The sequence below is a fragment of the Billgrantia sulfidoxydans genome (assembly GCF_017868775.1).
Taxonomy (GTDB): domain Bacteria; phylum Pseudomonadota; class Gammaproteobacteria; order Pseudomonadales; family Halomonadaceae; genus Halomonas; species Halomonas sulfidoxydans.
Map to the genome: position 1 here is coordinate 1,426,674 of NZ_CP053381.1, position 20,867 is coordinate 1,447,540.

The window sequence follows — 20,867 nt, forward strand, 5'->3', positions numbered from 1 at the left end:
GCCAGGACCCGAACGACAGAAGGGGCAGCCTTGGCTGCCCCTTCGGAACCGCTCGCACGAGGACTCGACGACTCAGTGCTCGACGCCGCCTTCACCGTGCACGTGGCCGTGCTCGATCTCTTCCTGGCTGGCTTCGCGCACGTTGGAGATCTCGACGTCGAAGTTGAGCTTCTGCCCGGCCAGCGGATGGTTACCGTCGACCGTCACGGTATCGCCTTCCACCTTGGTCACGGTGACCATCAGCGGGCCGCCCTGGGTCTGGGCCTGGAACTGCATGCCCGGTTCCACGGACTCGACGCCCTGGAAGGCGTCACGCGGCACTTCCTGGACGAGCTGGGGTTGAACCTCGCCGTAGCCCTCTTCGGGAGAGACGGTCACGTTAAGCTTCTCGCCGGCCTCACGGCCTTCGAGCTGTTTCTCGAGCCCGGGAATGATGTTGCCGGCGCCGTGGAGATAGGTCAGCGGCTGACGGCCTTCCGAACTGTCCAGCACCTCACCTGCATCGTTGGTCAGGGTATAGTGGAACGCGACAACGGAATTCTGCGCAATCTGCATTGATGAACCTTTCGGTGAGAGCATGTAGACACTATGGTAACGCGCGACATCCGCACTGTCAGGGGGGATGCGTTTTTTTCAGCTTGCCGAGCCTTGCCCTGAGCGTCATTCACGCCTTTTGGCGTGGTTGCGCCCTCATGGCCCCACGGCTACCCTAGCGGGATTCCTTTCCTGTCCGATCCTAGCCAACCTCTGCCTGGAGCGAATCCATGACCGAAATCGTGATCTGGTTGATTGCCTTTGTCCTCATCCTGTTCTTCAGCATCAAGATGTGGGAGACGTCCGTCAGCGCTGGTTTGAACAAGGTGATCCCGCGCGTCATCAAGAGCGACGACGACAACCGCTGGGTCTGGTCCGTGGCGCTCGCCGTGCTGGGTGCCACGACGCTGGTGCGCCCCATCGACATGCTGCTCACCGCGATCGTCATTGCCGTGTTGGCGTTGATCGTCAAGAAGGTGGCCGGCTGGGCCATGGGCAAGGCCAACTTCCACTGAGAAGCGGCTGGCCGCCTGGATTGGCGGCCGACATGTAGAGAGGGCCCGCAGCAGGCTGCGGGCCCTCTCGTATTTTCGCGACGGGGGCTGTAGCGGCCCTCGTGCAGCCAGACTCAGTAAGGCGCCACGCTGACGTTGGCGCCGCTGCCGATCATGCGCACGCGCTGGCCGACCTGATAGGGGCGATCGGCTTTCTGCACGATCACGACGTTCTGGCCGTCGTCACGTCGAATCTCCATTTCCCAGGCGCGCACGCGGTTGGCCGACTCCTCTGCGGCGCTACCCGCCACGGCGCCGCCGATGACGCCCGCGGCGGTGGCCAGCTGGCGGCCCGAACCGCCGCCCACCTGGTTGCCGAGCAGCCCGCCGATCACGGCCCCGCCGCCGGTGCCGATGATGCCGCCCATGCGGCTGTCGGCCTGGATCTGCACCTGGCGCAGCGCGGTGATGGTGCCGAAGGTCACGGTCTGGGCGGTTCCGGCCTGGTTGCCGCGGTAGACGTCACCGCCCATGGTCGAGGTGTTGGCACAGCCGGCCAGGGTCAACATGCCAATGGCCAGCACGGGAACAAGACGCTTCATGTACACCTCCTGAGGCAAGGCATGCCCGTCCTGTGGCATCGCCGTTACCGGGTTATGGAAACAGTGTTTGCTAACTAGCTTAACCAGCCATGCCACATTTGACCAGCACTGGATGACGGGGTGCCGTGCTTCGCTGCGTCAAAGTCGGCAAAAAACAAGGAAGATGTGACGCCCCCGTTTCCGGCCGGGTGGCGAGCAGAATATAGAGCAGGGCCATGACGAAAAAAGGGAGGCGCGAGGCCTCCCAAGGGTTCCAGTCGTTCTACCGTGTCGCCATGCTCAGCCGAACTGGTTCATGGTGTTGTCCTTGCCGCCGGCCTTGAGTGCCGCTTCGCCGTGGAAGAACTCCTTGTGGTCGTCGCCGATGTTGGAGCCGGCCATGTCCTGGTGCTTGACGGTGGCGATGCCTTCGCGGATCTCGCGGCGCTGTACGCCCGCCACGTAGGCCAGCATGCCCTCGTCGCCGAAGTAGCCCTTGGCCAGGTTGTCGGTGGACAGGGCGGCGGTGTGGTAGGTCGGCAGCGTGATCAGGTGGTGGAAGATGCCGGCTTCGCGCGAGGCGTCGCGCTGGAAGTTCTGCGTCCATTCGTCGGCCAGCTTGCCAAGCTCGGTGTCGTCGTACTCGGCGCTCATCAGCTTGGCGCGATCGTAGGCGGAGACGTCCTTGCCTTCCTTCTCCCAGGCGTCGAACACCTGCTGGCGGAAGTTCAGGGTCCAGTTGAACGAGGGCGAGTTGTTGTAGACCAGCTTGGCGTCCGGCACCACTTCGCGGATGCGGTTGACCATACTGGCGATCTGGCCGACGTGGGGCTTCTCGGTCTCGATCCACAGCAGGTCGGCGCCGTTCTGCAGGCTGGTGATGCAGTCCAGCACCACGCGGTCCTCGCCGGTACCCGGCTTGAACTGGTAGAGGCCGGAGGCCAGGCGCTTGACCTTGACCAGCTTGCCGTTCTGCTTGATCACCACGTCGCCGTTGTCGATGTCGGAGGCGGAGGTGATCTCGTCGCCATCGAGGAAGCTGTTGTACTGGTCGCCCAGGTCGCCCGGCTCCTTGGTCACGGCGATCTTCTGGGTCAGTCCGGCGCCCAGGGAGTCGGTGCGGGCGACTATCACGCCGTCTTCCACGCCCAGCTCGAGGAAGGCGTAGCGCACGGCATTGATCTTGGCCAGGAAGTCCTCGTGAGGCACGGTGACCTTGCCGTCCTGGTGGCCGCACTGCTTCTCGTCGGAAACCTGGTTCTCGAGCTGGATGCAGCAGGCGCCCGCTTCGATCATCTTCTTGGCCAGCAGATAGGTGGCCTCGGCGTTGCCGAAACCGGCATCGATATCGGCGATGATCGGCACCACGTGGGTCTCGTGGCTGTCGATCTTGGCGATCAGTTCGTCGGCCTTGGCCTTGTCACCCGCCTTCTGGGCGGCTTCCAGGTCACGGAACAGGTGGTTGAGCTCCCAGGCATCGGCCTGACGCAGGAAGGTGTAGAGCTCCTCGATCAGGCTCGGCACGCTGGTCTTCTCATGCATGGACTGGTCGGGCAGCGGGCCGAACTCGGAGCGCAGGGCGGCGACCATCCAGCCGGAGAGGTAGAGGTAGCGGCGCTTGGTGGTGCCGAAGTGCTTCTTGATCGAGATCAGCTTCTGCTGGCCGATGAAGCCGTGCCAGCAGCCCAGCGACTGGGTGTACTGGGCGCTGTCGGCGTCGTAGGCGGCCATGTCCTCACGCATGATCTTGGCGGTGTAGCGGGCGATGTCGAGACCGGTCTTGAAGCGGTTCTGGGCGCGCATGCGGGCGGCATTCTCGGGGCTGATGCTCGCCCACTTGCCCTGCTGGGCCTCGCGCAGTTGAGCCAGTGCCTTGATGTCGTCTTTGTATGACATGGTGCCATCCTTCCGATCTGAGGTGGGGTCGTCGGCTTCGATTGCCATGCGGCGGCGCTCGCTGCCTCGTCGGTCGCTTGAAGCTGCATCGGGCCGGCCGGGCCGGGTTATGCTGCAGCTGCGAAGTGTTACCAGATTCAACCAGCTGACAGGGATTGTCTCTACGGCCTTGGTCGAATCCGAGTCGGCGTTAAAACGGATCGGGTCGGGAGTTTTTTCGCTTGCTACCGAACAGGTGTTTTAACGCTGTCATGACACCACTATGCCCGTGCCTCCTGGCCTGGACAATCATCACTTGGGGGAAAGAAGGGTTGTAGTTCGACTACAGGAGCAAACGTTCGGCACCTTTTCCTGTAGTCGAATTTCGCCGGAAGGAAGCTTGGGCCACTAACGATCTTTCAGGGTAAGGCGCATGTTGCGGTGCGGAATTCCGGCGTCGAGGAAGACCTCGCCGAACGCCACGAAGCCCAGGTTCTCGTAGAAGGCGAGGGCATGGGTCTGGGCGGCCAGTTCGACCCGGTCATGACCCAGGCGGTGCGCCGCCTCGATGGCGGCCCGCATCAGCGCCGCGCCGACGCCCAGGCCGCGCGCTTCGCGCAGCACGGCCACACGGCCGATATGCCCGTCGGGCAGCAGCCGGGCGGTGCCGAGGGGCGCCTCGCCGCGCAGGGCGAGGAAGTGGCGGCACGCGTCGTCGCGACCGTCCCACTCCTCTTCCAGGGGCACCTGCTGCTCCTCGATGAAGACCACGCGGCGGATCTCGCCGGCCTGGTCACCGAGCTCGGCCCAACTGCCTTCGTGTATCTCGATGGGGTCGTCCACGCGTTACTCCTCCTCGTCGGGCCAGGTCAGGCTGCCGGCATCGAGCAATGTGGCAAACAGCTCGGCGGCTCCCTCGTGCGCCAGTAGTTCAGCATCGAGAGGAGTCTCCGAGGCCACGGCCCGAGCCAAGGGCAGGGTGCATTCGACTCCGTCGCCGTCGGCGAAGAGGGTGGCGCGATGCTCGCCCAGGGCACGCCAGGCGAAGCGCGAGCCGGGGCTGCGCAGGAGTTCCTCCCCCTCCTGTAGTAAGGCGACAAGCTCATCGACGTCCGTCGGGGCCTCGCTGGGCACCAACTGGTCGACGTACTTGGGCTGGGTCATCACCCGGCCGAACCACTGGGCGAGCTGGACCGGGTCGTCGAGGGTGGCCAGGATCAGGTGGCGCATGCGCTCGAGCGCGGCATCGTCGAGCTCCGTCGGGTCGGCGGGCGGCGCCATGCCGGCATCGGCGTAGCGCAGCGAGGGGGGCAACTGCTCGCCGAGGTAGTCGGCGAAGGAAGTGATCGCTTCGTCCGCCGAAGGCGCGCGGAAACCCACCGAGTAGGTCATGCAGTCGTCGGACTGGCTGATGCCGTGATGCGCCCAGCCCGGTGGCAGGTAGAGCATGTCACCCGGCTCCAGCACCCAGTCGTCGCCGGGTTCGACCTCGAAGCGCTCGAGGATGCGCAGATCGATGCCGGGAATGATCGGGGCGTCGTCGGACACCTTGCCGCCGAGCTGCCAGCGACGCCTGCCGAGGCCCTGGATCAGGAACACGTCGTACTGGTCGACGTGGGGGCCGACGCTGCCACCCGGCGGGGCGTAGCTGATCATGACGTCGTCGAGCCGCCAGCGCGGCAGGAAATCGAAATGGTCGAGCAGTTCGGCCACCTCGGGCACGTAGTGGTCCACGGCCTGCACCAGCAGGGTCCAGTCGCGCTCGGGCAGCTCGCCGAACACGGCCTCGTCGAAGGGGCCATGGCTGACCTGCCACGGGCCGTCGGGTCCTGCCTCTTCCACCAGGCGTGCCTCGACGCCCTCCTCGCAGGCGAGCCCGGCCAGTTCGTCGGGGTCGAGAGGGCTCTCGAAGTCGTCAAGGGCACCGCGGATCAGCAGCGGCTGGCGCTGCCAGTAGTCACGCAGGAACTCGGCAGGCGTGAGGCCACCGAGCAGGCTGAGAGGGGCGTTGCTTGGCATGGTGTCTCGCTATTCGGCAGAAGGCACGAAGAGCCGCAGGGGCGCCGTTGGCGGCCCTGCGGGGGAAAGGGATAATGGTAGCGTATCGCGGCGTGCGGGGCTCAGCGGTTGGCGCCGGGCACCCAAAGCACGTCGCGCTCGCCGTTGCCGTTGGCCCGCCGCGCGAGCACGAACAGCAGGTCGGAGAGCCGGTTGAGGTAGCGCAGCACCTCGGGGTTGACCGTCTGCCCGGTCATCAGTGCCGTGACCTCGCGTTCGGCGCGTCGGACCACGGTGCGCGCCAGGTGCAGGTGAGCGGCCAGCGGCGTACCGCCCGGCAGGATGAAGGAGCGCAGGGTGGCGAGCTCGGCGTTGCAGGCGTCGATTCTGCCCTCGAGATACTCCACCTGGGCCGTCGTGACCCGCAGCGGCGGGTACGCCGGCGCCTCCTGCTCCGGCGTGCACAGGTCGGCGCCGACGTCGAACAGGTCGTTCTGTACTCGGGCCAGCAGGTCGTGCAGCTCGCCCTCGGCGTGAAGCTGAGCCAGGCCGATGACGGCGTTGCTCTCGTCCACGCTGCCGAAGGCCTCGACGCGCGGGTCGTGCTTGGCCACGCGCGTGCCGTCGCCGAGGCCGGTGTCGCCCCTGTCGCCGGTGCGGGTGTAGATCTTGGTCAGCTTGACCATGGCGGCACCCTCCTCAGTGGCCGTTGGGATCAGAGCCGGCGGGCCTGGGCCTCGGCGTTGCCGACGTAGGTGGCCGGCGTCAGCGCCTTGAGCTCGTCCTTCACCTCGGCCGGCAGTTCGAGCGTGTCGATGAAGGCGGCAAAGCCGGCCTGGTCGATGCGCTTGCCGCGGGTCAGCTCCTTGAGCTTCTCGTAGGGCTTCTCGATGCCGTAGCGGCGCATCACCGTCTGGATCGGCTCGGCGAGCACCTCCCAGCTGGCGTCGAGGTCCTCGGCCAGGCGCGCCGGGTTGGCCTCGAGCTTGCCGATGCCCTTGAGCGCCGCGTGATAGGCGATCAGGCCATAGGCCAGGCCGACGCCGAGGTTGCGCAGTACGGTGGAGTCGGTGAGGTCGCGCTGCCAGCGTGAGATCGGCAGCTTCTGCGCCAGATGACCGAGAACGGCGTTGGCCAGGCCCAGGTTGCCCTCGGAGTTCTCGAAGTCGATGGGGTTGACCTTGTGCGGCATGGTCGAGGAGCCGATCTCGCCGGCCACGGTCTTCTGCTTGAAGTAGCCCAGCGAGATGTAGCCCCACACGTCGCGGTCGAAGTCGATCAGCACGGTGTTGAAGCGGCAGATGGCGTCGAACAGCTCGGCGATGTAGTCGTGAGGCTCGATCTGGGTGGTGTAGGGGTTGAAGGCCAGCCCCAGGCCCTCGACGAAGGTACGCGCGTTGGCCTCCCAGTCCACGTCGGGGTAGGTCGCCAGGTGAGCGTTGTAGTTGCCCACCGCCCCGTTGATCTTGCCCAGGATCTCGACGCTCTCGATCTGCTTCAGCTGGCGGCGCAGGCGGTAGGCGACGTTGGCCATCTCCTTGCCCAGCGTCGTCGGAGTTGCCGTCTGGCCGTGGGTGCGCGAGAGCATCGGCAGGCCGGCATGCTTCTGGGCCAAACGCGCGACCTCGTCGGCTACCTGGTGCATCACCGGCAGCAGGGTCTTGAGGCCGTCGGCGAGCATCACGCCGTGGGAGAGGTTGTTGATGTCTTCGCTGGTGCAGGCGAAGTGCACGAACTCGGTGATCGCGTGCAGCTCGGGTTGTGCGGCGATCTTCTCCTTGATGAAGTACTCCACTGCCTTGACGTCGTGGTTGGTGGTGCGTTCGATCTCCTTGATGCGCTCGGCGTCGGCCAGCGAGAAGTCGCGAATCATGGCCTCGAGAAAGGCGGTGGCCTCGGCGGAGAGCGGCGGCACCTCGACGATGCCGCCCTGCTCGGCGAGACGCTGCAGCCAACGGATCTCGACCGTGACGCGGGCGCGGATCAGGCCGAACTCGCTGAAGTGCTCGCGCAGCGCTTCGGCCTTGCCGGCGTAGCGGCCGTCGACGGGGGAAAGGGCGGTAAGAGCGGTGAGGGGCAGGGAAGCGGCTTGCATGATCGTTGTCCGGTGCGTGTAGGAGTGAGAGGGAAAAGCAGGCATCAGCCCAGCTGGTCCAGGGCCTTCCTGAGGGCGCTGCGCTGGAACACCAGCTTCCAGCGCCGGCCGCCCTGCTGGTGCCAGAGCAGGGCGAAACGGATGCCGCCGAGCAGGATGGCACGCACCCGTTCGGGCATCATGCGGCTCTGCAGCATCGAGGGGTCGCCCTGCACCACGATGCGCGTCTTCAGGGTCGAGAGCGTCTCCTGGTAGGCCTCGCCGAGGCTGGCAATGACGTTCTCGTGGGTGGCGCCGAAATGCTCGGCCTGGCCCTGGATGCGACTCAAGTGGCGACCGAGCGTGCTCATCATGTCACTGTCGCTACGCAGCTTGTTCATCAGCAGCAGCAGCGAGAAACCGTAGCGCAGCACCACCGGGTTGGCCTGCGTGCGCCCCACCACGGCCTCGAGCACCTCGAGGCCGCGGCGCAGGTTGTTGGGGTGGCCGCCGTAGATCGCCTCGAAGCTTTCGGGATCGGTATCCAGGGTGGCGCGAATCAGGGTCTCCCAGGGGCGGGTGTCGACCTGGCCGGTGCGGGCCAGTTCGTCGACCAGGCTGGCGGCCTGGAACACGCCGGCCAACGCCAGGGCCTGACGCGCCGTGGCGGAGTCGGGGGCGCGATGGATGGGGGTGGTGTTCATGCGCCGGCCTCCGTGGCGTTCCAGGTCTCGCGGATCACGCCGCCGCCGAGGCAGATCTCGCCGTCATAGAGCACCAGCGACTGGCCGGGCGTGACGGCGCGCTGAGGGTCAATGAAGCGAACCTCGACGCCGCCATCCGCGCGCGTGCGCATATGACAGGGCACGTCGCCCTGGCGGTAGCGGGTCTTGGCGGTATAGCGGCCCTCGGCGGCGGGCGGCTCGCCGGCCACCCAGTCCATCGCCTCGGTGGCCAGCGAGTCGGTGTAGAGCAGCGGGTGATGCTTGCCCTGCACGGCGATCAGCACGTTGCGCTCGAGGTCCTTGCCCGCCACGTACCACGGCGCCTCGGGATGGTTGGCCAACCCGCCGATGCCGAGCCCCTGGCGCTGCCCCAGGGTGTAGTACATCAGCCCCATGTGCTCGCCGATGGCCTCACCTTCGGGCGTTTCGATCACCCCCGGCTGGGCCGGCAGGTACTGCTGCAGGAAGTCGCGGAAGCGTCGCTCGCCGATGAAGCAGATGCCGGTGGAATCTTTCTTGCGTGCGGTGGCCAGGCCGTGACGCTCGGCGATGGCACGCACCTCGGGCTTCGCCAGTTCGCCCACCGGGAACAGCGTGCGGGCGATGGCGGCCTCCGGCACGGCGTGCAGGAAGTAGCTCTGGTCCTTGTTGGCGTCGAGCCCCTTGAGCAGGCGCGGGCGGCCGTCGCGCACGCCGCCGCGCACGTAGTGGCCGGTGGCGATCTTCTCGGCACCGAGCATCTCGGCGTACTCGAGGAACACCTTGAACTTGATCTCGCGGTTGCACAGGATGTCGGGGTTCGGCGTGCGTCCGGCCTGGTACTCGGCCAGGAAGTGCTCGAACACGTTGTCCCAGTACTCGGCGGCGAAGTTGGCGCTGTGCAGCTTGATGCCGAGCTTCTCGCACACGGCCTGGGCATCCGCCAGGTCGGCCTTGGCGGTGCAGTACTCGGTGCCGTCGTCCTCGTCCCAGTTCTTCATGAACAGGCCTTCGACCCGATAGCCCTGCTCGAGCAGCAGCAGGGCGGAAACGGAGGAGTCGACGCCGCCGGACATGCCGACGATCACCTTGCCTGAGGTGGCGGTCATGGACGCTCTCGGGATTGAGTGGTTCGCAAATGGGCGGGGATTATACCTCATGTTGTCGCATGGCTCATCTGCCGAGAGGCTGCGCGAAGAGGGATACTGTAATTGACCGGCCGGCCAATCAAGACTATCGTTGCGAGATGAACCAGAGAGCCCAGACCCGAGACCCGGAACTGACCCGCGCGCGCATCCTCGACGCGGCCGAAGCCCTGTTCGTCGAACAGGGCTTCTCCGCCGTCAAGCTTAGTGCGCTGGCGCGTTCGGCCGAGGTCACCAAGAGCCTGATCCATCATCACTTCGGCAACAAGGAGCAGCTGTGGGAGGCGGTCAAGAACCGTGCCTTCGAACGCTACTTCACCGCCCAGATGGCGATGCTCGAGGAGGCCGGCGAGCCGGATGCCGCGCTGCTGCGCAGCTCGGTGGAAGCCTACTTCCATTTCCTGCGCGACAACCCCGGCGTGGTGCGGCTGTTCGCCTGGACCCACCTGGAGGGGGACAGCCACTGCGGCGAGCTCGACAACCAGCTCGTCGGGGCGGGGGCAGAATGGGTGCGCCAGGCCCAGCGGCGCGGGCTGCTGCGCCAGGACCTCAATCCTACCCATGTCATCGCCGTGTTCGTGATGACCTGCACCCAGTGGTTCGAGGCCAAGTGCCATCACGAGCACTGGCCGGGCATGGGCAGCGACGAAGCGTTCCTGGAGGATTTCCTGAAGATCTTCATGGAGGGGGTGCTACCCCGGGGCTGAGCGTTTTTTTGGGCTCATAACTGACCGGCCGACCAGTTCATGGGACCGGTGTGTGGAGGAGCATGATGATGCGGAGGGTGAAAGGGGGAGTGGCGGCCTCGCTGGCGCTGGCCGCGGCACTGCTGGCGGGCTGCGATGCGGCGCCGGCCCAGATCGAGCGGGACGAGGTGCCGCTACCCGGCGTGCGCGTCGAAGCGGTGCGCCTGTCCCAGGACGAGGTGAGACATCGCTTTCCCGGGACGGTACGGGCCAGCGCTCGCGCGGCACCCGCCTTCCTGCACGGCGGCGTGCTGCAGGAGAGGCTCGTGACACGAGGGCAGCGAGTCGAGAAGGGCGAGCCGCTGGCCACCCTGCACAACCCGGCCATGGCGCCGGCGCTGGCGGCCGCCGAGGCGCGGGTGCGTGAACTCGATGCCAGCCTGAGCCGCCTGGGGCGCGACGTGGAGCGCGCACGCACGCTGCGCGAGCGTAACCTGAGCACCGAGGAGGAGCTGGACCGCCTGCGTGCGGAGCGCGAGGCCACCGCCCAGGCGCGCGAGCGGGCCGTGGCGCAACGCGATGAGGCCCGGGCGCAGCTCGACGAGCTGACCCTGCGCGCGCCCTTCGCGGCCGAGGTGACCGATCTCGAGGTCGAGCCCGGTGACTTCGTCGCGGCCGGGCAGCCCGTGCTGAAGCTGGCCGGGCTCGACGGGCGAGAGGTCGAGCTTCGCGTGCCGGGTCGCCTGGCCGCGCGCCTGGAGACGGGGCAGGAAGCAGCGCTGACCTCGCGGTCCGGGGCGCAGCGCCTGGCGGGGCGGGTCGCCCACGTCGGCCGCGCGGATGACAGCATGGCACCGATCATCGTCACCATCGAATCCGAGCCGACCCCGGCGCTGGGTGAATCGCTGCACGTACAGCTGGTGCTCGCCGCCGACCCGCTCATGCAGGTGCCGCTGGCGGCGGTGGTCGATCCGGGCGGCCATGCGCCGCACGTCCTGATGCTGGACGCAGACGAGTCGGTGCGTCATGTCGCCGTGACGCCGGGACGTCTGGCCGACGGCTGGGTGTCGGTGAGCGCCGAGGGGCTGGCACCGGGCGACAGGGTGGTGACGGCCGGTCAGGGGCGCCTGGAAGAGTCCGCGCAGGTCAGGGTGCTGCCATGAGCTGGCTGCTCGCCTCGCTGCGCTACAAGCGGCTCATTCTCAGCATCACGCTGCTGCTGGCCCTGCTCGGCCTGGCGGCCTGGGTGGCGATGGATCGCCAGGAGGACCCCTTCTTTCCCTATCGCTTCGGCCAGGTACTGGTGCCCTATCCCGGGGCGGAGCCGGAGCAGGTCGAGCGGCTGGTGCTCAACCCGCTGGAGGAGGAGCTGGCGCAGATCGAGGAGGTCAACGACATCATCGGGACCTCCCGCCTCGGCGTGGCCCACGTCACCATCGAGATGCACGAGCACGTCTACGATACCGACGCCGCCTGGGAGCGAGTGCGCATCGCCGTCGACCGGGCCAGCCGTGAGTTTCCCGACGGCGTGGGCGAGGCCGAGATCAGCGACCGCGACTCCGATGCCCATGGCATCGTGCTCGCGGTGACCGGCTCCGACGATCTCCTCGAACTGCGCGAGGCGGCCAAGCGGCTGCGCCGCGACCTGTTCCGGCTCAAGGAGATTGCCCGTATCGACGTGCTGGCCGACCCGGGCCAGCAGGTGGTGATCGGCTGGGACGATACCCTGGCCGAGCTGACCGGGCTCGACGCCCGTGCCCTGGGCGACCAGCTCGCCGCGCGCAACCTGACCTCACCCGGTGGCAGCCTGTCGCTCGGTGGGCGGGCGCTGGTGCTCGATCCGCGCACCGAGTTCGGTTCGCTGGAGGAGCTGGCCGATACGCCGATACGCACCCGGCGCGGCGACCAGGTGCCGCTCGGCGAGCTGGCCGACGTCCATCTCGCTCCCCAGGAGCCCGCCACCGAGCGGCTGTGGCACGATGGCCGCCCGGCGGTGGCGCTGGGGCTGGTACTCGCCAACGAGCGGGTCAACGCCGCGCGCTTCGGCGAGCGGCTGCGCGCGCTGGTGGAGGAGCTGCGCCCGGCCTACGCGCCCCTGGCGATCGAGGAGACCTTCTACCAGCCGCGCTGGGTCGAGCGACGGCTGGCGGAGCTCGGCGTCTCGCTGCTGCTGGGCATCGGCATTCTCGGCGTGCTGCTGTTCCTGGCCATGGGGCTGCGCCTGGGGCTGGCCGTGATGGTGGTCGTGCCGCTGGTGACCTTCTCCTCGCTGGCGCTCTACGCCATGGGCGGCGGTGTGCTGCACCAGATTGCCGTGGCCGGCATGGTGATCGCGCTGGGCATGCTGGTGGACAACGCCATCGTCATGGTCGAGAACATCCAGTGGCACCGCGACCAGGGCCGCTCGGCGGCCCAGGCCGTGACCCGCTCGGTACGCGAACTGACCACGCCGCTGCTGGCGGCCACGGGGACCACCCTGGCCGCCTTCGTCCCGCTGTTGCTCTCCAGCGGCAATACCGCCGACTTCACCCGCGCCATTCCGATCATGGTGATGCTGACCCTGGCGGTGAGCTACGTGTATGCCGTGTTCGTCACCCCGGTGTTCGCCGCGGGCATCCTCAAGCCGCGGCTGGGCGCGCGGCGCGAGCGGCTGCAGGCAGCGGGGGGGCGCCTGGGGCGGATCGCCGTGCGCTGGCCGGCCTGGGTATTGGCGGGGGCCGGGGGGTTGCTGGTCGGCGCGCTGGCGATGATGCCGCTGCTCGACCAGGACTTCTTCCCCGATACCGATCGCAACCAGTTGGTCGTCGACCTCAACTTCCCCGAGGGCACCCACCTCGACACCACCGCGCACCAGGCCGAGGTGCTGGCCACGGCCTTGGCCGAGCGACCGGCGGTGCGGGCGGTGCATCGCTTCGTCGGCTTCAGCGGCCCGCGCTTCTACTACAACCTGGTCGAGCAGCCGCGCCAGCCGCACCTGGCGCGGCTGGTGGTGGAGGCCGACGATGCCGACGATCTGGCCGGGCTGATGGCCTGGGTGCGGGCCGTGGCGCCGGAGCGGCTGCCGGAAGCCGAGGTGGTGGCGCGGCGCCTGGGCCAGGGGCCGCCCTTGGAAGCCCCGGTGGAGATTCGCGTGTTCGGCGAGGATCGAGCGGCCCTGGCCGAAGCCGCCGCGCGCATCCTCAGCGTGGTGCGCGAGGCCGAGGGCGCGCGCGATGCGCGTCACCGCCTGGGTGAAGGGCTGGCCACGCTGCGGGTCGAGACCGACGATGCCCGCGCCGCCGAGTACGGGCTCTCGCGGCGTGACGTGGCCACCGCCCTGGCCGGTGCCAGCCGCGGGGTCGAGGTCAGCATCTGGCGCGCCGGGCGTGACCCTGCGCCGCTGCTGGTGCGCTCGCCCGAGGGGGAGCGTTTCTCCACCGACGGGCTGGAGGGGCTGCGCCTCGCCGCCGCCGATGGAAGCCCGGTGCCGCTCGGCGAGATCGCCTCCCTGGCGCTGACCTGGCGCCCGGCGGTGATCCAGCATCGCGGGCTGCGTCGCATGACGGTGGTGTTGGCCGAGGTGGCCGATGGCTGGACCTACGATGGTGTCCTCGGCGAGGTCCTGCCGCGCCTGGAGGCGCTCGAACTGCCCGCCGGCGTCAGCTATGCCGTGGGCGGGGCGGCCGAGTCGGCCGGTGACGCCAACACGGCGCTGTTCCAGACCCTGCCGTTCGGCGGGCTGTTGCTGGTGATCTTCCTGCTGGCGCAGTTCAACTCCTTCCGTCAGCTGGCGATCGTGTTGACCACCGTGCCGCTGTCGATCATCGGCGTGGTGCCGGGGCTATGGTTGACCGGGCAGCCGTTCGGTTTCACCGCGATCCTGGGCGTGGTGGCGCTGGTCGGCATCGTGGTCAACAACGCCATCGTGTTGATCGACCTGATGAACGCCAACCGCAAGCAGGGGCTCGACGTGAAGGAAGCGGTGGTCTCGGCGGTGGCCCGGCGCACGCGACCGGTGCTGCTGACCACCGCCACCACCGTGGCTGGCCTGGTGCCGCTGACCCTGACCCAGTCGACGCTGTGGCCGCCGATGGCCTGGGCGATCATCTCCGGCCTGGTCGCCTCCACGCTGTTGACGCTGCTGGTGATCCCCGCGCTCTACCGCCTGCTGATACGGGATTAGCGCTCGTGCAGCACATCCATGGGATAGAACCGGCTGGCCAAGGCATCGCGCACGCGGCGAAGCACCAGCGGGCTGCGCAGTCGCCCTTCGCGCTCCAATTCCTCGACCTCCTCGAGGGTCAGCCAGTGCACGGCGAGGATGGCGGGGTCGAGCGGGTTGCCCAGGTGGGCCAGGGCCATGCCGAAGAACCCGTGGCTATGGAAGGTCTCGCCGTTGGGCGTCCGATAGACGTAAAGGCCCAGGTAGTCGGTGATGCCGACCTGCCAGGCGGTCTCCTCGCGCAGCTCGCGCAGCGCCGCCTCCTGGATCCGCTCGCCAGGCTCCAGGTGGCCGGCGGGCTGGTTGAAGAGGGTGGTCTGGCTGCCGCGTGGGGCCTCTTCCACCATCAGGAAGCGGCCGGCGCGCTCTACGACGGTGGCCACGGTAACGTGCGGGTGCCAGCGGCTCATCGAGGACCTCCTTGACGGCGCGGCGAGCGCCTTGGCGTGTTGCGCGGGGCATGCAGGGTCTCCCTGCGCCACTCTCCCGGGGCCAGCCCGTCCAGGCGCCAGGGGCCGATGGCCACGCGTACCAGGCGCAGGGTGGGGTGGCCGACATGGGCCGTCATGCGCCGGACCTGACGATTGCGACCCTCGCTGATGGTCAGTTCCAGCCAGGTCGTGACTGGGTGCCGCTTGGGGTCCACCGGCGGCGTGCGCTGCGGCAGTCCGCTAGCTTCCAGGCGCCGCACCTTGGCCGGCCGGGTCATGCCATCCCTCAGCTCGACGCCCTGGCGCAGGGCGGCCAGCGCCGTCTCATCGGGGTCACCCTCCACCTGCACGCGATAGGTCTTGGGCTGCTTGTGGCGAGGGTCGCTGATGCGCTGGATCAGCGCGCCGTCGTCGGTCAACAGCAGCAGTCCTTCTGAATCATAGTCCAGCCGTCCGGCCGCGTAGATGCCGGGCACGTCGATGACGTCCGCCAGTGTGGCGCGCGGCGTTGCGTCCGCGTCGCGCCGGTCGGTGAACTGGGAGAGCATGCGATAGGGCTTGTGCAATAGATAGATGGCGCTCATTCGACGAAGGTCTTGCTACCATAGATTGTCGACAAATTAAGGAGGCAAGCCTACTCCGAGAGACAGGGGCAATGCTATACTCCGCGCTCCACTGAACAGACCAGACAGGGGAGTTCTCAATGGGGTTCCAGAAAATTGTCGTCCCAGAAGGCGGCGAGAAGATTACCGTCAACGCCGACAACACCCTGAACGTGCCGAACAATCCGATCATCCCGTTCATCGAGGGTGACGGTATCGGCGTCGACGTGACGCCGGCCATGAAGATCGCCATCGATGCCGCCGTGCAGAAGGCCTACAACGGCGAGCGCAAGATCCACTGGATGGAAGTCTACGCCGGCGAGAAGGCCACCCAGGTCTACGACCCCGACACCTGGCTGCCCGAAGAGACCCTTGAGGCCGTCAAGGACTACGTGGTCTCCATCAAGGGCCCGCTGACGACCCCCGTGGGCGGTGGCATTCGCTCCCTGAACGTGGCCCTGCGCCAAAAGCTCGACCTCTACACCTGCCTGCGCCCGGTGCGCTGGTTCGAGGGCGTGCCGAGCCCGGTGAAGAAGCCCGCCGACGTCGACATGGTGATCTTCCGCGAGAACTCCGAGGACATCTACGCCGGCATCGAGTGGAAGGCCGGTACTGCCGAAGCCGACAAGGTGATCAAGTTCCTGCGCGAGGAGATGGGTGTCACCAACATCCGCTTCCCCGAGAACTGCGGCATCGGCGTCAAGCCGGTCTCCGTCGAGGGCACCAAGCGCCTGGTGCGCCAGGCCCTGCAGTACGCCGTGGACAACGACCGCGAGTCGGTGACCCTGGTGCACAAGGGCAACATCATGAAGTTCACCGAGGGTTCCTTCAAGGACTGGGGCTACGAGCTCGCCAAGGAGGAGTTCGGTGCCGAGCTGCTCGACGGCGGCCCGTGGATGCAGTTCAAGAACCCCAAGAGCGGCAAGACCATCGTGGTCAAGGACGTCATCGCCGACGCCATGCTGCAGCAGATCCTGCTGCGCCCGGCCGAGTACGACGTCATCGCCACGCTGAACCTCAACGGTGACTACCTCTCCGACGCCCTGGCGGCCGAAGTGGGCGGCATCGGCATCGCGCCGGGCGCCAACCTGGCCGACGCCGTGGCCATGTTCGAGGCCACCCACGGCACCGCGCCGAAGTATGCCGGCCAGGACAAGGTCAACCCCGGCTCGCTGATCCTCTCTGCCGAGATGATGCTGCGCCACATGGGCTGGGTCGAGGCAGCCGACCTAGTGCTCAAGGGCATGGAGAAGGCTATTTCCAAGGGCGAGGTCACCTATGACTTCCATCGCCTGATGGACGATGCCAAGCTGCTCAAGTGCTCCGAGTTCGGCCAGGCCGTCGCCGACAACATGTAAGCGGCCCGCCGGACCCATCGGGGCCCCCGTCCGCCAGGCGGACGGGGGCCTTTTGCGTATCAACCTGAACCCTGTCGGCCTCTCGTCGTCTAACCTGAGACTCGAGATGGCCGGCTTGCCGAGATGGTGTGTGGCTTTTATGTTCAAGACAGAAGACCTGAACGTATGGGCATCGGTCGGTGTCGCGGCAGGCATGACGCGGCCTGTGCGCCCCGAACAGGAAGACGAAGGCGACCTGGCGGTCCAGCCGGCCGATCCCGAGGTGGCCCGCCCACCGATGTACAAGGTGATCCTGCACAACGACGACTACACCCCCATGGAGTTCGTGGTGGAGGTGCTGCAGAGCTTCTTCCACATGGACAGCGAGACTGCCGTGCAGGTGATGCTCACGGTGCACACCCAGGGCAAGGCCACCTGCGGGATCTTTACCCGCGACATCGCGGAAACCAAAAGCCACCAGGTCAATCAATATGCAAGAGAGTGTCAGCATCCGCTGCTCAGCGACATCGAGGCGGCGGACTGACTCCCGGTCTGCTCGAGACGGGGTGGGAATGGCAGTCGTTGAGTGAAGAGACTTGCAACGGCGGCGTTTGTGCCCGATGTTGAAGGTGCCGGACCACGAAAGATCCGATGCAAGCCCTAAGCGGCGAGAAGGGGACTGCCATGCTGAGCAAAGAACTTGAACTGACCCTGAACACGGCGTTTACCGTGGCTCGCTCCAAGCGCCACGAGTTCATGACCGTGGAGCACCTGCTGCTGGCACTGCTCGACAACGCATCAGCGGCAGACGTGCTGAGAGCCTGTGGGGCCAACCTCGACAAGTTGCGGTCCGATCTGCAGGATTTCATCAATTCCACCACCCCTCTGATCCCCGAGGACCAGAGCGACCGTGAGACCCAGCCGACGCTGGGCTTCCAACGCGTGCTGCAGCGTGCCGTGTTCCACGTGCAGTCCTCCGGCAAGAGCGAGGTCACCGGAGCCAACGTGCTGGTCGCCATCTTCTCCGAGCAGGAGAGCCAGGCGGTCTACTTCCTGAAGCAGCAGAACGTGGCCCGGGTCGATGCGGTGAACTACATCGCCCATGGCATTTCCAAGGTGGCCGGCCACGGTCAGAACCCTTCGTCGTCGCCCAGCGACGCCGAGGAGGCCGAGGAGGGGGGTGGCGAGACCAGCGCCAACCCGCTGACCGGTTATGCCACCAACCTCAACGAACAGGCACGGATGGGCAAGATCGATCCGCTGATCGGCCGCGAGCACGAGCTCGAGCGGGTGATCCAGATCCTCGCCCGGCGGCGCAAGAACAACCCGCTGCTGGTCGGTGAGGCCGGCGTGGGCAAGACCGCCATCGCCGAGGGTCTGGCCAAGCGCATCGTCGAGGAGGACGTCCCCGAGGTGATCGGCGACGCCGTGGTCTACTCCCTCGACATGGGTGCGCTGCTGGCCGGCACCAAGTACCGTGGCGACTTCGAGAAGCGCCTGAAGAGTCTGCTGGCGGAGCTCAAGAAGCAGCCCAATGCGATCCTGTTCATCGACGAGATCCATACGGTGATTGGCGCCGGGGCGGCCTCGGGCGGCGTAATGGATGCCTCGAACCTGCTCAAGCCGCTGCTCTCCTCGGGCGAGCTGCGCTGCATCGGCTCCACTACCTTCCAGGAGTTCCGCGGGATCTTCGAGAAGGACCGGGCACTGGCGCGCCGCTTCCAGAAGGTCGACGTCATGGCGCCCTCGGTGGACGACACCATCCGTATCCTCAAGGGGCTGCGCTCGCGCTTCGAGGAGCACCATCGGCTCAAGTATACCGATGCGGCGCTGGAGAGCGCGGCACGCCTGGCGGACCGCTACATCAACGATCGCCACCTGCCCGACAAGGCCATCGACGTGATCGACGAGGCCGGCGCCCACCAGCGGCTGCTGCCGCCGGAGGTGCGGGTCGACACCATCGACGTCGACCAGGTCGAGGCGGTGGTGGCCTCCATCGCGCGGATTCCGCCGAAGAGCGTCTCCAGCTCCGACCGCAAGCTGCTCGAGAACCTCGATCGCGACCTCAAGATGCTGGTGTTCGGCCAGGACGAGGCGATCGACAGCCTCTCCGCCGCCATCAAGCTGTCGCGTGCCGGGCTCAAGTCTCCCGACAAGCCGGTGGGCAGCTTCCTCTTCGCCGGCCCCACCGGGGTGGGCAAGACCGAGGTGGCGCGCCAGTTGGCGCGGATCATGGGCATCGAGCTGGTGCGCTTCGACATGTCGGAGTACATGGAGCGCCACACCGTGTCGCGGCTGATCGGTGCACCGCCGGGCTACGTCGGCTACGACCAGGGCGGGCTGCTGACCGAGGCGATCACCAAGCAGCCGCACTGCGTGCTGCTGCTGGACGAGATCGAGAAGGCGCATCCCGAGGTCTTCAACCTGCTGCTGCAGGTGATGGACCATGGCCGCCTGACCGACAACAACGGCCGCGAGGCGGACTTCCGTCACGTGATCGTGATCATGACCTCGAATGCCGGTGCCGAGCAGCAGGCGCGTCGCTCCATCGGCTTCCAGCACCAGGACCACTCGACCGATGCCATGGAGGTCATTCGCAAGACCTTCTCACCGGAGTTCCGCAACCGCCTGGACGGCATCATCCAGTTCCACTCCCTGCCGACCTCGGTGGTGCGCAGCGTGGTCGACAAGTTCCTGGTGGAGCTGCAGGCGCAGCTCGACGAGAAGCGGGTTCAGCTGGACGTGGACATGGCCGCGCGCGATTTGCTGGCCGAGAAGGGCTACGACCCCAGCATGGGCGCAAGGCCCATGGCGAGGTTGATCCAAGAGAAGCTCAAGAAGCCCCTGGCGGAGCTGATCCTGTTCGGCGAGCTGTCCGAACACGGTGGGGTGGTGCACGTCACGGTGGAGGATGGCGAGTTGCACCTGTCCACGGAGTCGGAATTGGCCGACGCTCCTTGACCTCGCCGGTCGTTGCCGTTGCGCGACCTTCGCACAGCGCCCTGTCTTCGGACGGGGCGTTGTCGTGTCGTGCGGGACAGGCGGGTCGCCGTGAACCCTGCCGTGCAATCAGCGCGAGCGGTAGACGATGCGGCCCTTGGTCAGGTCGTAAGGGGTCAGTTCGACCTTGACCTTGTCGCCGGTGAGAATGCGGATGTAGTTCTTGCGCATCTTGCCCGAGATGTGGGCAGTCACGACGTGGCCGTTCTCCAGCTCGACGCGAAAGGTGGTGTTGGGAAGGGTGTCGACGACGACGCCTTCCATCTCGATATGGTCTTCACGTGCCATATAGGCAGTTCCTCGCTGATGACGTTGGTGTGCCGTGCCTGATCGAAGCATCGGCTTGTGTGCAGCACGACAGCGGACGCGCTTTAACGTCGCATCCGTGCCAAGGATAGCGCGATATTGTGCCGCAAGCCGGGCGTCAAGGCAAAGCGGGCCGAATCACGTCGATGCCGCGGTAGGCAGCAGGCGCCGCCAGTGGCGCCCCTCCAGCACTTCCAGGGGGCGGTAGGTCTCCTTGTAGGCCATCTTGCGGCATTCGCGAATCCAGTACCCCAGGTAGACGTGGGGTAGCCCCTCGCGGTAGGCCTCGTTGACCAGGCTCAGCACAGCGAAGGTACCCAGCGAGCGGCGCTCCCATTCGGCTGCCGGATCGAAGAACGTATAGATGGCGGAGAGGCCGTGTTCCAGGCGGTCGAAGGCGGAGATGGCGAGCAGTCGCTCCCCGAGGCGGAACTCGAGCAGCCGCGAATAGGGCTCGTCCAGGGTCAGGAAGGTGCGGTACTGCTCGCGGCTCGGCGGGTACATGTCGCCGTCCCAGTGGCGCGTCTCGATGTAGCGCTCGTAGAGCGCATAGTGCTCGGGGTCGAACAGCGCCGGCCGTTCGATCAGGCGCAGGTCGGCGTTGCGCCTGGCCACCCGTCGCTGGCTGCGGCTGGGCTGGAAGTCGTCGACCGGTATGCGCACCGATACGCAGGCGTTGCAGCCTTCGCAGTGGGGCCGATAGAGGTGGTGGCCGCTGCGCCGAAACCCCAGCAGGGCAAGCGAATCGTAGATGCCCAGACCGTGGGACTCCTGGGGATCGAGAAACAGGGTCGTGGCTTCGTGCCCCTCGAGGTAGCTGCAGGCGTGGGGTACCGTCAGGAAGAAGCGAAGGTCCCTGATCGGATGGCGAGGCGTATTGCTGCTCACGTGATTCGCCT

20 protein-coding genes are annotated in these 20,867 nt (G+C 66.9%); 7 read left to right on the forward strand and 13 right to left on the reverse strand.

The annotated features are described in order from the left end of the window. Positions 1-72 precede the first annotated feature (72 nt). Positions 73-555, reverse strand: coding sequence for an FKBP-type peptidyl-prolyl cis-trans isomerase (locus tag HNO51_RS06705; protein WP_197450301.1), 483 nt, complete (start codon positions 553-555; stop codon positions 73-75). Positions 556-764: 209 nt separating this feature from the next. Here HNO51_RS06705 and HNO51_RS06710 point away from each other — a divergent pair, with 209 nt between their 5' ends. After that, a complete protein-coding gene (locus HNO51_RS06710) occupies positions 765-1,049 on the forward strand; it encodes a hypothetical protein (protein WP_197450302.1) in 285 nt (94 codons plus the stop codon). 113 nt (positions 1,050-1,162) lie between these two features. Here the strand turns inward: HNO51_RS06710 and HNO51_RS06715 are convergent, their stop codons facing one another. From HNO51_RS06715 to mnmA, 8 genes are all read right to left on the reverse strand, one after another. After that, a complete protein-coding gene (locus HNO51_RS06715; RefSeq protein ID WP_197450303.1) occupies positions 1,163-1,630 on the reverse strand; it encodes an outer membrane lipoprotein in 468 nt (155 codons plus the stop codon). A gap of 279 nt (positions 1,631-1,909) precedes the next feature. Continuing rightward, entirely contained in the window at positions 1,910-3,505 is a 1,596-nt protein-coding gene (locus HNO51_RS06720) for an isocitrate lyase (protein ID WP_209538803.1), read from the reverse strand. A 387-nt stretch (positions 3,506-3,892) separates the two neighbouring features. Beyond that, positions 3,893-4,327, reverse strand: a complete 435-nt coding sequence (locus tag HNO51_RS06725) for a GNAT family N-acetyltransferase (protein WP_197450305.1) — start codon at positions 4,325-4,327, stop codon at positions 3,893-3,895. 3 nt (positions 4,328-4,330) lie between these two features. Beyond that, entirely contained in the window at positions 4,331-5,503 is a 1,173-nt protein-coding gene (locus HNO51_RS06730) for a cupin domain-containing protein (protein WP_197450306.1), read from the reverse strand. A 101-nt stretch (positions 5,504-5,604) separates the two neighbouring features. Continuing rightward, positions 5,605-6,168, reverse strand: coding sequence for a cob(I)yrinic acid a,c-diamide adenosyltransferase (locus HNO51_RS06735; protein ID WP_197450307.1), 564 nt, complete (start codon positions 6,166-6,168; stop codon positions 5,605-5,607). Between the two features lie 29 nt (positions 6,169-6,197). Beyond that, positions 6,198-7,562: an adenylosuccinate lyase gene (gene purB / locus HNO51_RS06740; RefSeq protein ID WP_209539179.1), complete on the reverse strand. Its 1,365-nt coding sequence runs from the start codon at positions 7,560-7,562 to the stop codon at positions 6,198-6,200. A 59-nt stretch (positions 7,563-7,621) separates the two neighbouring features. After that, on the reverse strand, positions 7,622-8,260 hold the full coding sequence (gene hflD / locus HNO51_RS06745; protein ID WP_197450308.1) for a high frequency lysogenization protein HflD: 639 nt from the start codon (positions 8,258-8,260) through the stop codon (positions 7,622-7,624). Further along, the gene (mnmA, locus tag HNO51_RS06750; RefSeq protein WP_197450309.1) at positions 8,257-9,369 is read right to left on the reverse strand and encodes a tRNA 2-thiouridine(34) synthase MnmA; all 1,113 of its coding nucleotides are present in this window, start codon (positions 9,367-9,369) and stop codon (positions 8,257-8,259) included. The genes hflD and mnmA overlap by 4 nt, the downstream gene beginning before the upstream one ends. 137 nt (positions 9,370-9,506) lie before the next feature. Between mnmA and HNO51_RS06755 the strand changes: the two genes are divergently transcribed. The 3 genes from HNO51_RS06755 (at position 9,507) to HNO51_RS06765 (ending at position 14,253) form a co-directional block, all read left to right on the forward strand. Then, the gene (locus tag HNO51_RS06755) at positions 9,507-10,112 is read left to right on the forward strand and encodes a TetR/AcrR family transcriptional regulator (protein ID WP_209538804.1); all 606 of its coding nucleotides are present in this window, start codon (positions 9,507-9,509) and stop codon (positions 10,110-10,112) included. 68 nt (positions 10,113-10,180) lie between these two features. Next, on the forward strand, positions 10,181-11,254 hold the full coding sequence (locus tag HNO51_RS06760) for an efflux RND transporter periplasmic adaptor subunit (protein ID WP_197450311.1): 1,074 nt from the start codon (positions 10,181-10,183) through the stop codon (positions 11,252-11,254). Continuing rightward, on the forward strand, positions 11,251-14,253 hold the full coding sequence (locus HNO51_RS06765) for an efflux RND transporter permease subunit (RefSeq protein WP_209538805.1): 3,003 nt from the start codon (positions 11,251-11,253) through the stop codon (positions 14,251-14,253). The genes HNO51_RS06760 and HNO51_RS06765 overlap by 4 nt, the downstream gene beginning before the upstream one ends. On the opposite strand, the gene HNO51_RS06770 is transcribed toward HNO51_RS06765, so the two are convergent. Continuing rightward, entirely contained in the window at positions 14,250-14,702 is a 453-nt protein-coding gene (locus tag HNO51_RS06770; RefSeq protein ID WP_197450313.1) for an NUDIX domain-containing protein, read from the reverse strand. The two genes, HNO51_RS06765 and HNO51_RS06770, sit on opposite strands and share 4 nt — an antisense overlap. Beyond that, complete coding sequence (locus HNO51_RS06775) at positions 14,699-15,307, reverse strand: pseudouridine synthase (protein ID WP_209538806.1); 609 nt, start codon at positions 15,305-15,307, stop codon at positions 14,699-14,701. Before HNO51_RS06775 ends, HNO51_RS06770 begins: the two co-directional genes overlap by 4 nt. A 119-nt stretch (positions 15,308-15,426) precedes the next feature. Between HNO51_RS06775 and icd the strand changes: the two genes are divergently transcribed. The 3 genes from icd to clpA all read left to right on the forward strand — a co-directional run bounded on the left by icd (position 15,427) and on the right by clpA (position 19,623). Next, entirely contained in the window at positions 15,427-16,683 is a 1,257-nt protein-coding gene (gene icd, locus HNO51_RS06780) for an NADP-dependent isocitrate dehydrogenase (protein WP_197450315.1), read from the forward strand. Between the two features lie 139 nt (positions 16,684-16,822). After that, positions 16,823-17,206 (forward strand): ATP-dependent Clp protease adapter ClpS, encoded by a 384-nt coding sequence (gene clpS / locus HNO51_RS06785; RefSeq protein ID WP_197450316.1) that lies wholly within the window; start codon positions 16,823-16,825, stop codon positions 17,204-17,206. 140 nt (positions 17,207-17,346) lie between these two features. Then, positions 17,347-19,623, forward strand: a complete 2,277-nt coding sequence (gene clpA / locus HNO51_RS06790; RefSeq protein WP_197450317.1) for an ATP-dependent Clp protease ATP-binding subunit ClpA — start codon at positions 17,347-17,349, stop codon at positions 19,621-19,623. A 108-nt stretch (positions 19,624-19,731) separates the two neighbouring features. On the opposite strand, the gene infA is transcribed toward clpA, so the two are convergent. Together infA and HNO51_RS06800 are read right to left on the reverse strand one after the other, a co-directional pair. Beyond that, positions 19,732-19,950, reverse strand: coding sequence for a translation initiation factor IF-1 (gene infA, locus HNO51_RS06795; RefSeq protein WP_010627817.1), 219 nt, complete (start codon positions 19,948-19,950; stop codon positions 19,732-19,734). A 156-nt stretch (positions 19,951-20,106) separates the two neighbouring features. Beyond that, positions 20,107-20,856 carry an arginyltransferase gene (locus HNO51_RS06800; protein ID WP_197450318.1) on the reverse strand — a complete coding sequence of 250 codons (750 nt, stop codon included), beginning with the start codon at positions 20,854-20,856 and terminating at the stop codon, positions 20,107-20,109. Positions 20,857-20,867 lie beyond the last annotated feature (11 nt).

Bases quoted from the DNA above. Each gene is read 5' to 3' on its own strand.
- HNO51_RS06770 (WP_197450313.1), bottom strand. From the start codon at position 14,702: ATGAGCCGCTGGCACCCGCACGTTACCGTGGCCACCGTCGTAGAGCGC.
- HNO51_RS06715 (WP_197450303.1), bottom strand. From the start codon at position 1,630: ATGAAGCGTCTTGTTCCCGTGCTGGCCATTGGCATGTTGACCCTGGCC.
- HNO51_RS06760 (WP_197450311.1), top strand. From the start codon at position 10,181: ATGCGGAGGGTGAAAGGGGGAGTGGCGGCCTCGCTGGCGCTGGCCGCG.
- hflD (WP_197450308.1), bottom strand. From the start codon at position 8,260: ATGAACACCACCCCCATCCATCGCGCCCCCGACTCCGCCACGGCGCGT.
- HNO51_RS06735 (WP_197450307.1), bottom strand. From the start codon at position 6,168: ATGGTCAAGCTGACCAAGATCTACACCCGCACCGGCGACAGGGGCGAC.
- HNO51_RS06720 (WP_209538803.1), bottom strand. From the start codon at position 3,505: ATGTCATACAAAGACGACATCAAGGCACTGGCTCAACTGCGCGAGGCC.
- HNO51_RS06755 (WP_209538804.1), top strand. From the start codon at position 9,507: ATGAACCAGAGAGCCCAGACCCGAGACCCGGAACTGACCCGCGCGCGC.
- HNO51_RS06705 (WP_197450301.1), bottom strand. From the start codon at position 555: ATGCAGATTGCGCAGAATTCCGTTGTCGCGTTCCACTATACCCTGACC.
- HNO51_RS06765 (WP_209538805.1), top strand. From the start codon at position 11,251: ATGAGCTGGCTGCTCGCCTCGCTGCGCTACAAGCGGCTCATTCTCAGC.
- mnmA (WP_197450309.1), bottom strand. From the start codon at position 9,369: ATGACCGCCACCTCAGGCAAGGTGATCGTCGGCATGTCCGGCGGCGTC.
- icd (WP_197450315.1), top strand. From the start codon at position 15,427: ATGGGGTTCCAGAAAATTGTCGTCCCAGAAGGCGGCGAGAAGATTACC.
- clpS (WP_197450316.1), top strand. From the start codon at position 16,823: ATGTTCAAGACAGAAGACCTGAACGTATGGGCATCGGTCGGTGTCGCG.
- HNO51_RS06710 (WP_197450302.1), top strand. From the start codon at position 765: ATGACCGAAATCGTGATCTGGTTGATTGCCTTTGTCCTCATCCTGTTC.
- infA (WP_010627817.1), bottom strand. From the start codon at position 19,950: ATGGCACGTGAAGACCATATCGAGATGGAAGGCGTCGTCGTCGACACC.
- HNO51_RS06730 (WP_197450306.1), bottom strand. From the start codon at position 5,503: ATGCCAAGCAACGCCCCTCTCAGCCTGCTCGGTGGCCTCACGCCTGCC.
- clpA (WP_197450317.1), top strand. From the start codon at position 17,347: ATGCTGAGCAAAGAACTTGAACTGACCCTGAACACGGCGTTTACCGTG.
- HNO51_RS06775 (WP_209538806.1), bottom strand. From the start codon at position 15,307: ATGAGCGCCATCTATCTATTGCACAAGCCCTATCGCATGCTCTCCCAG.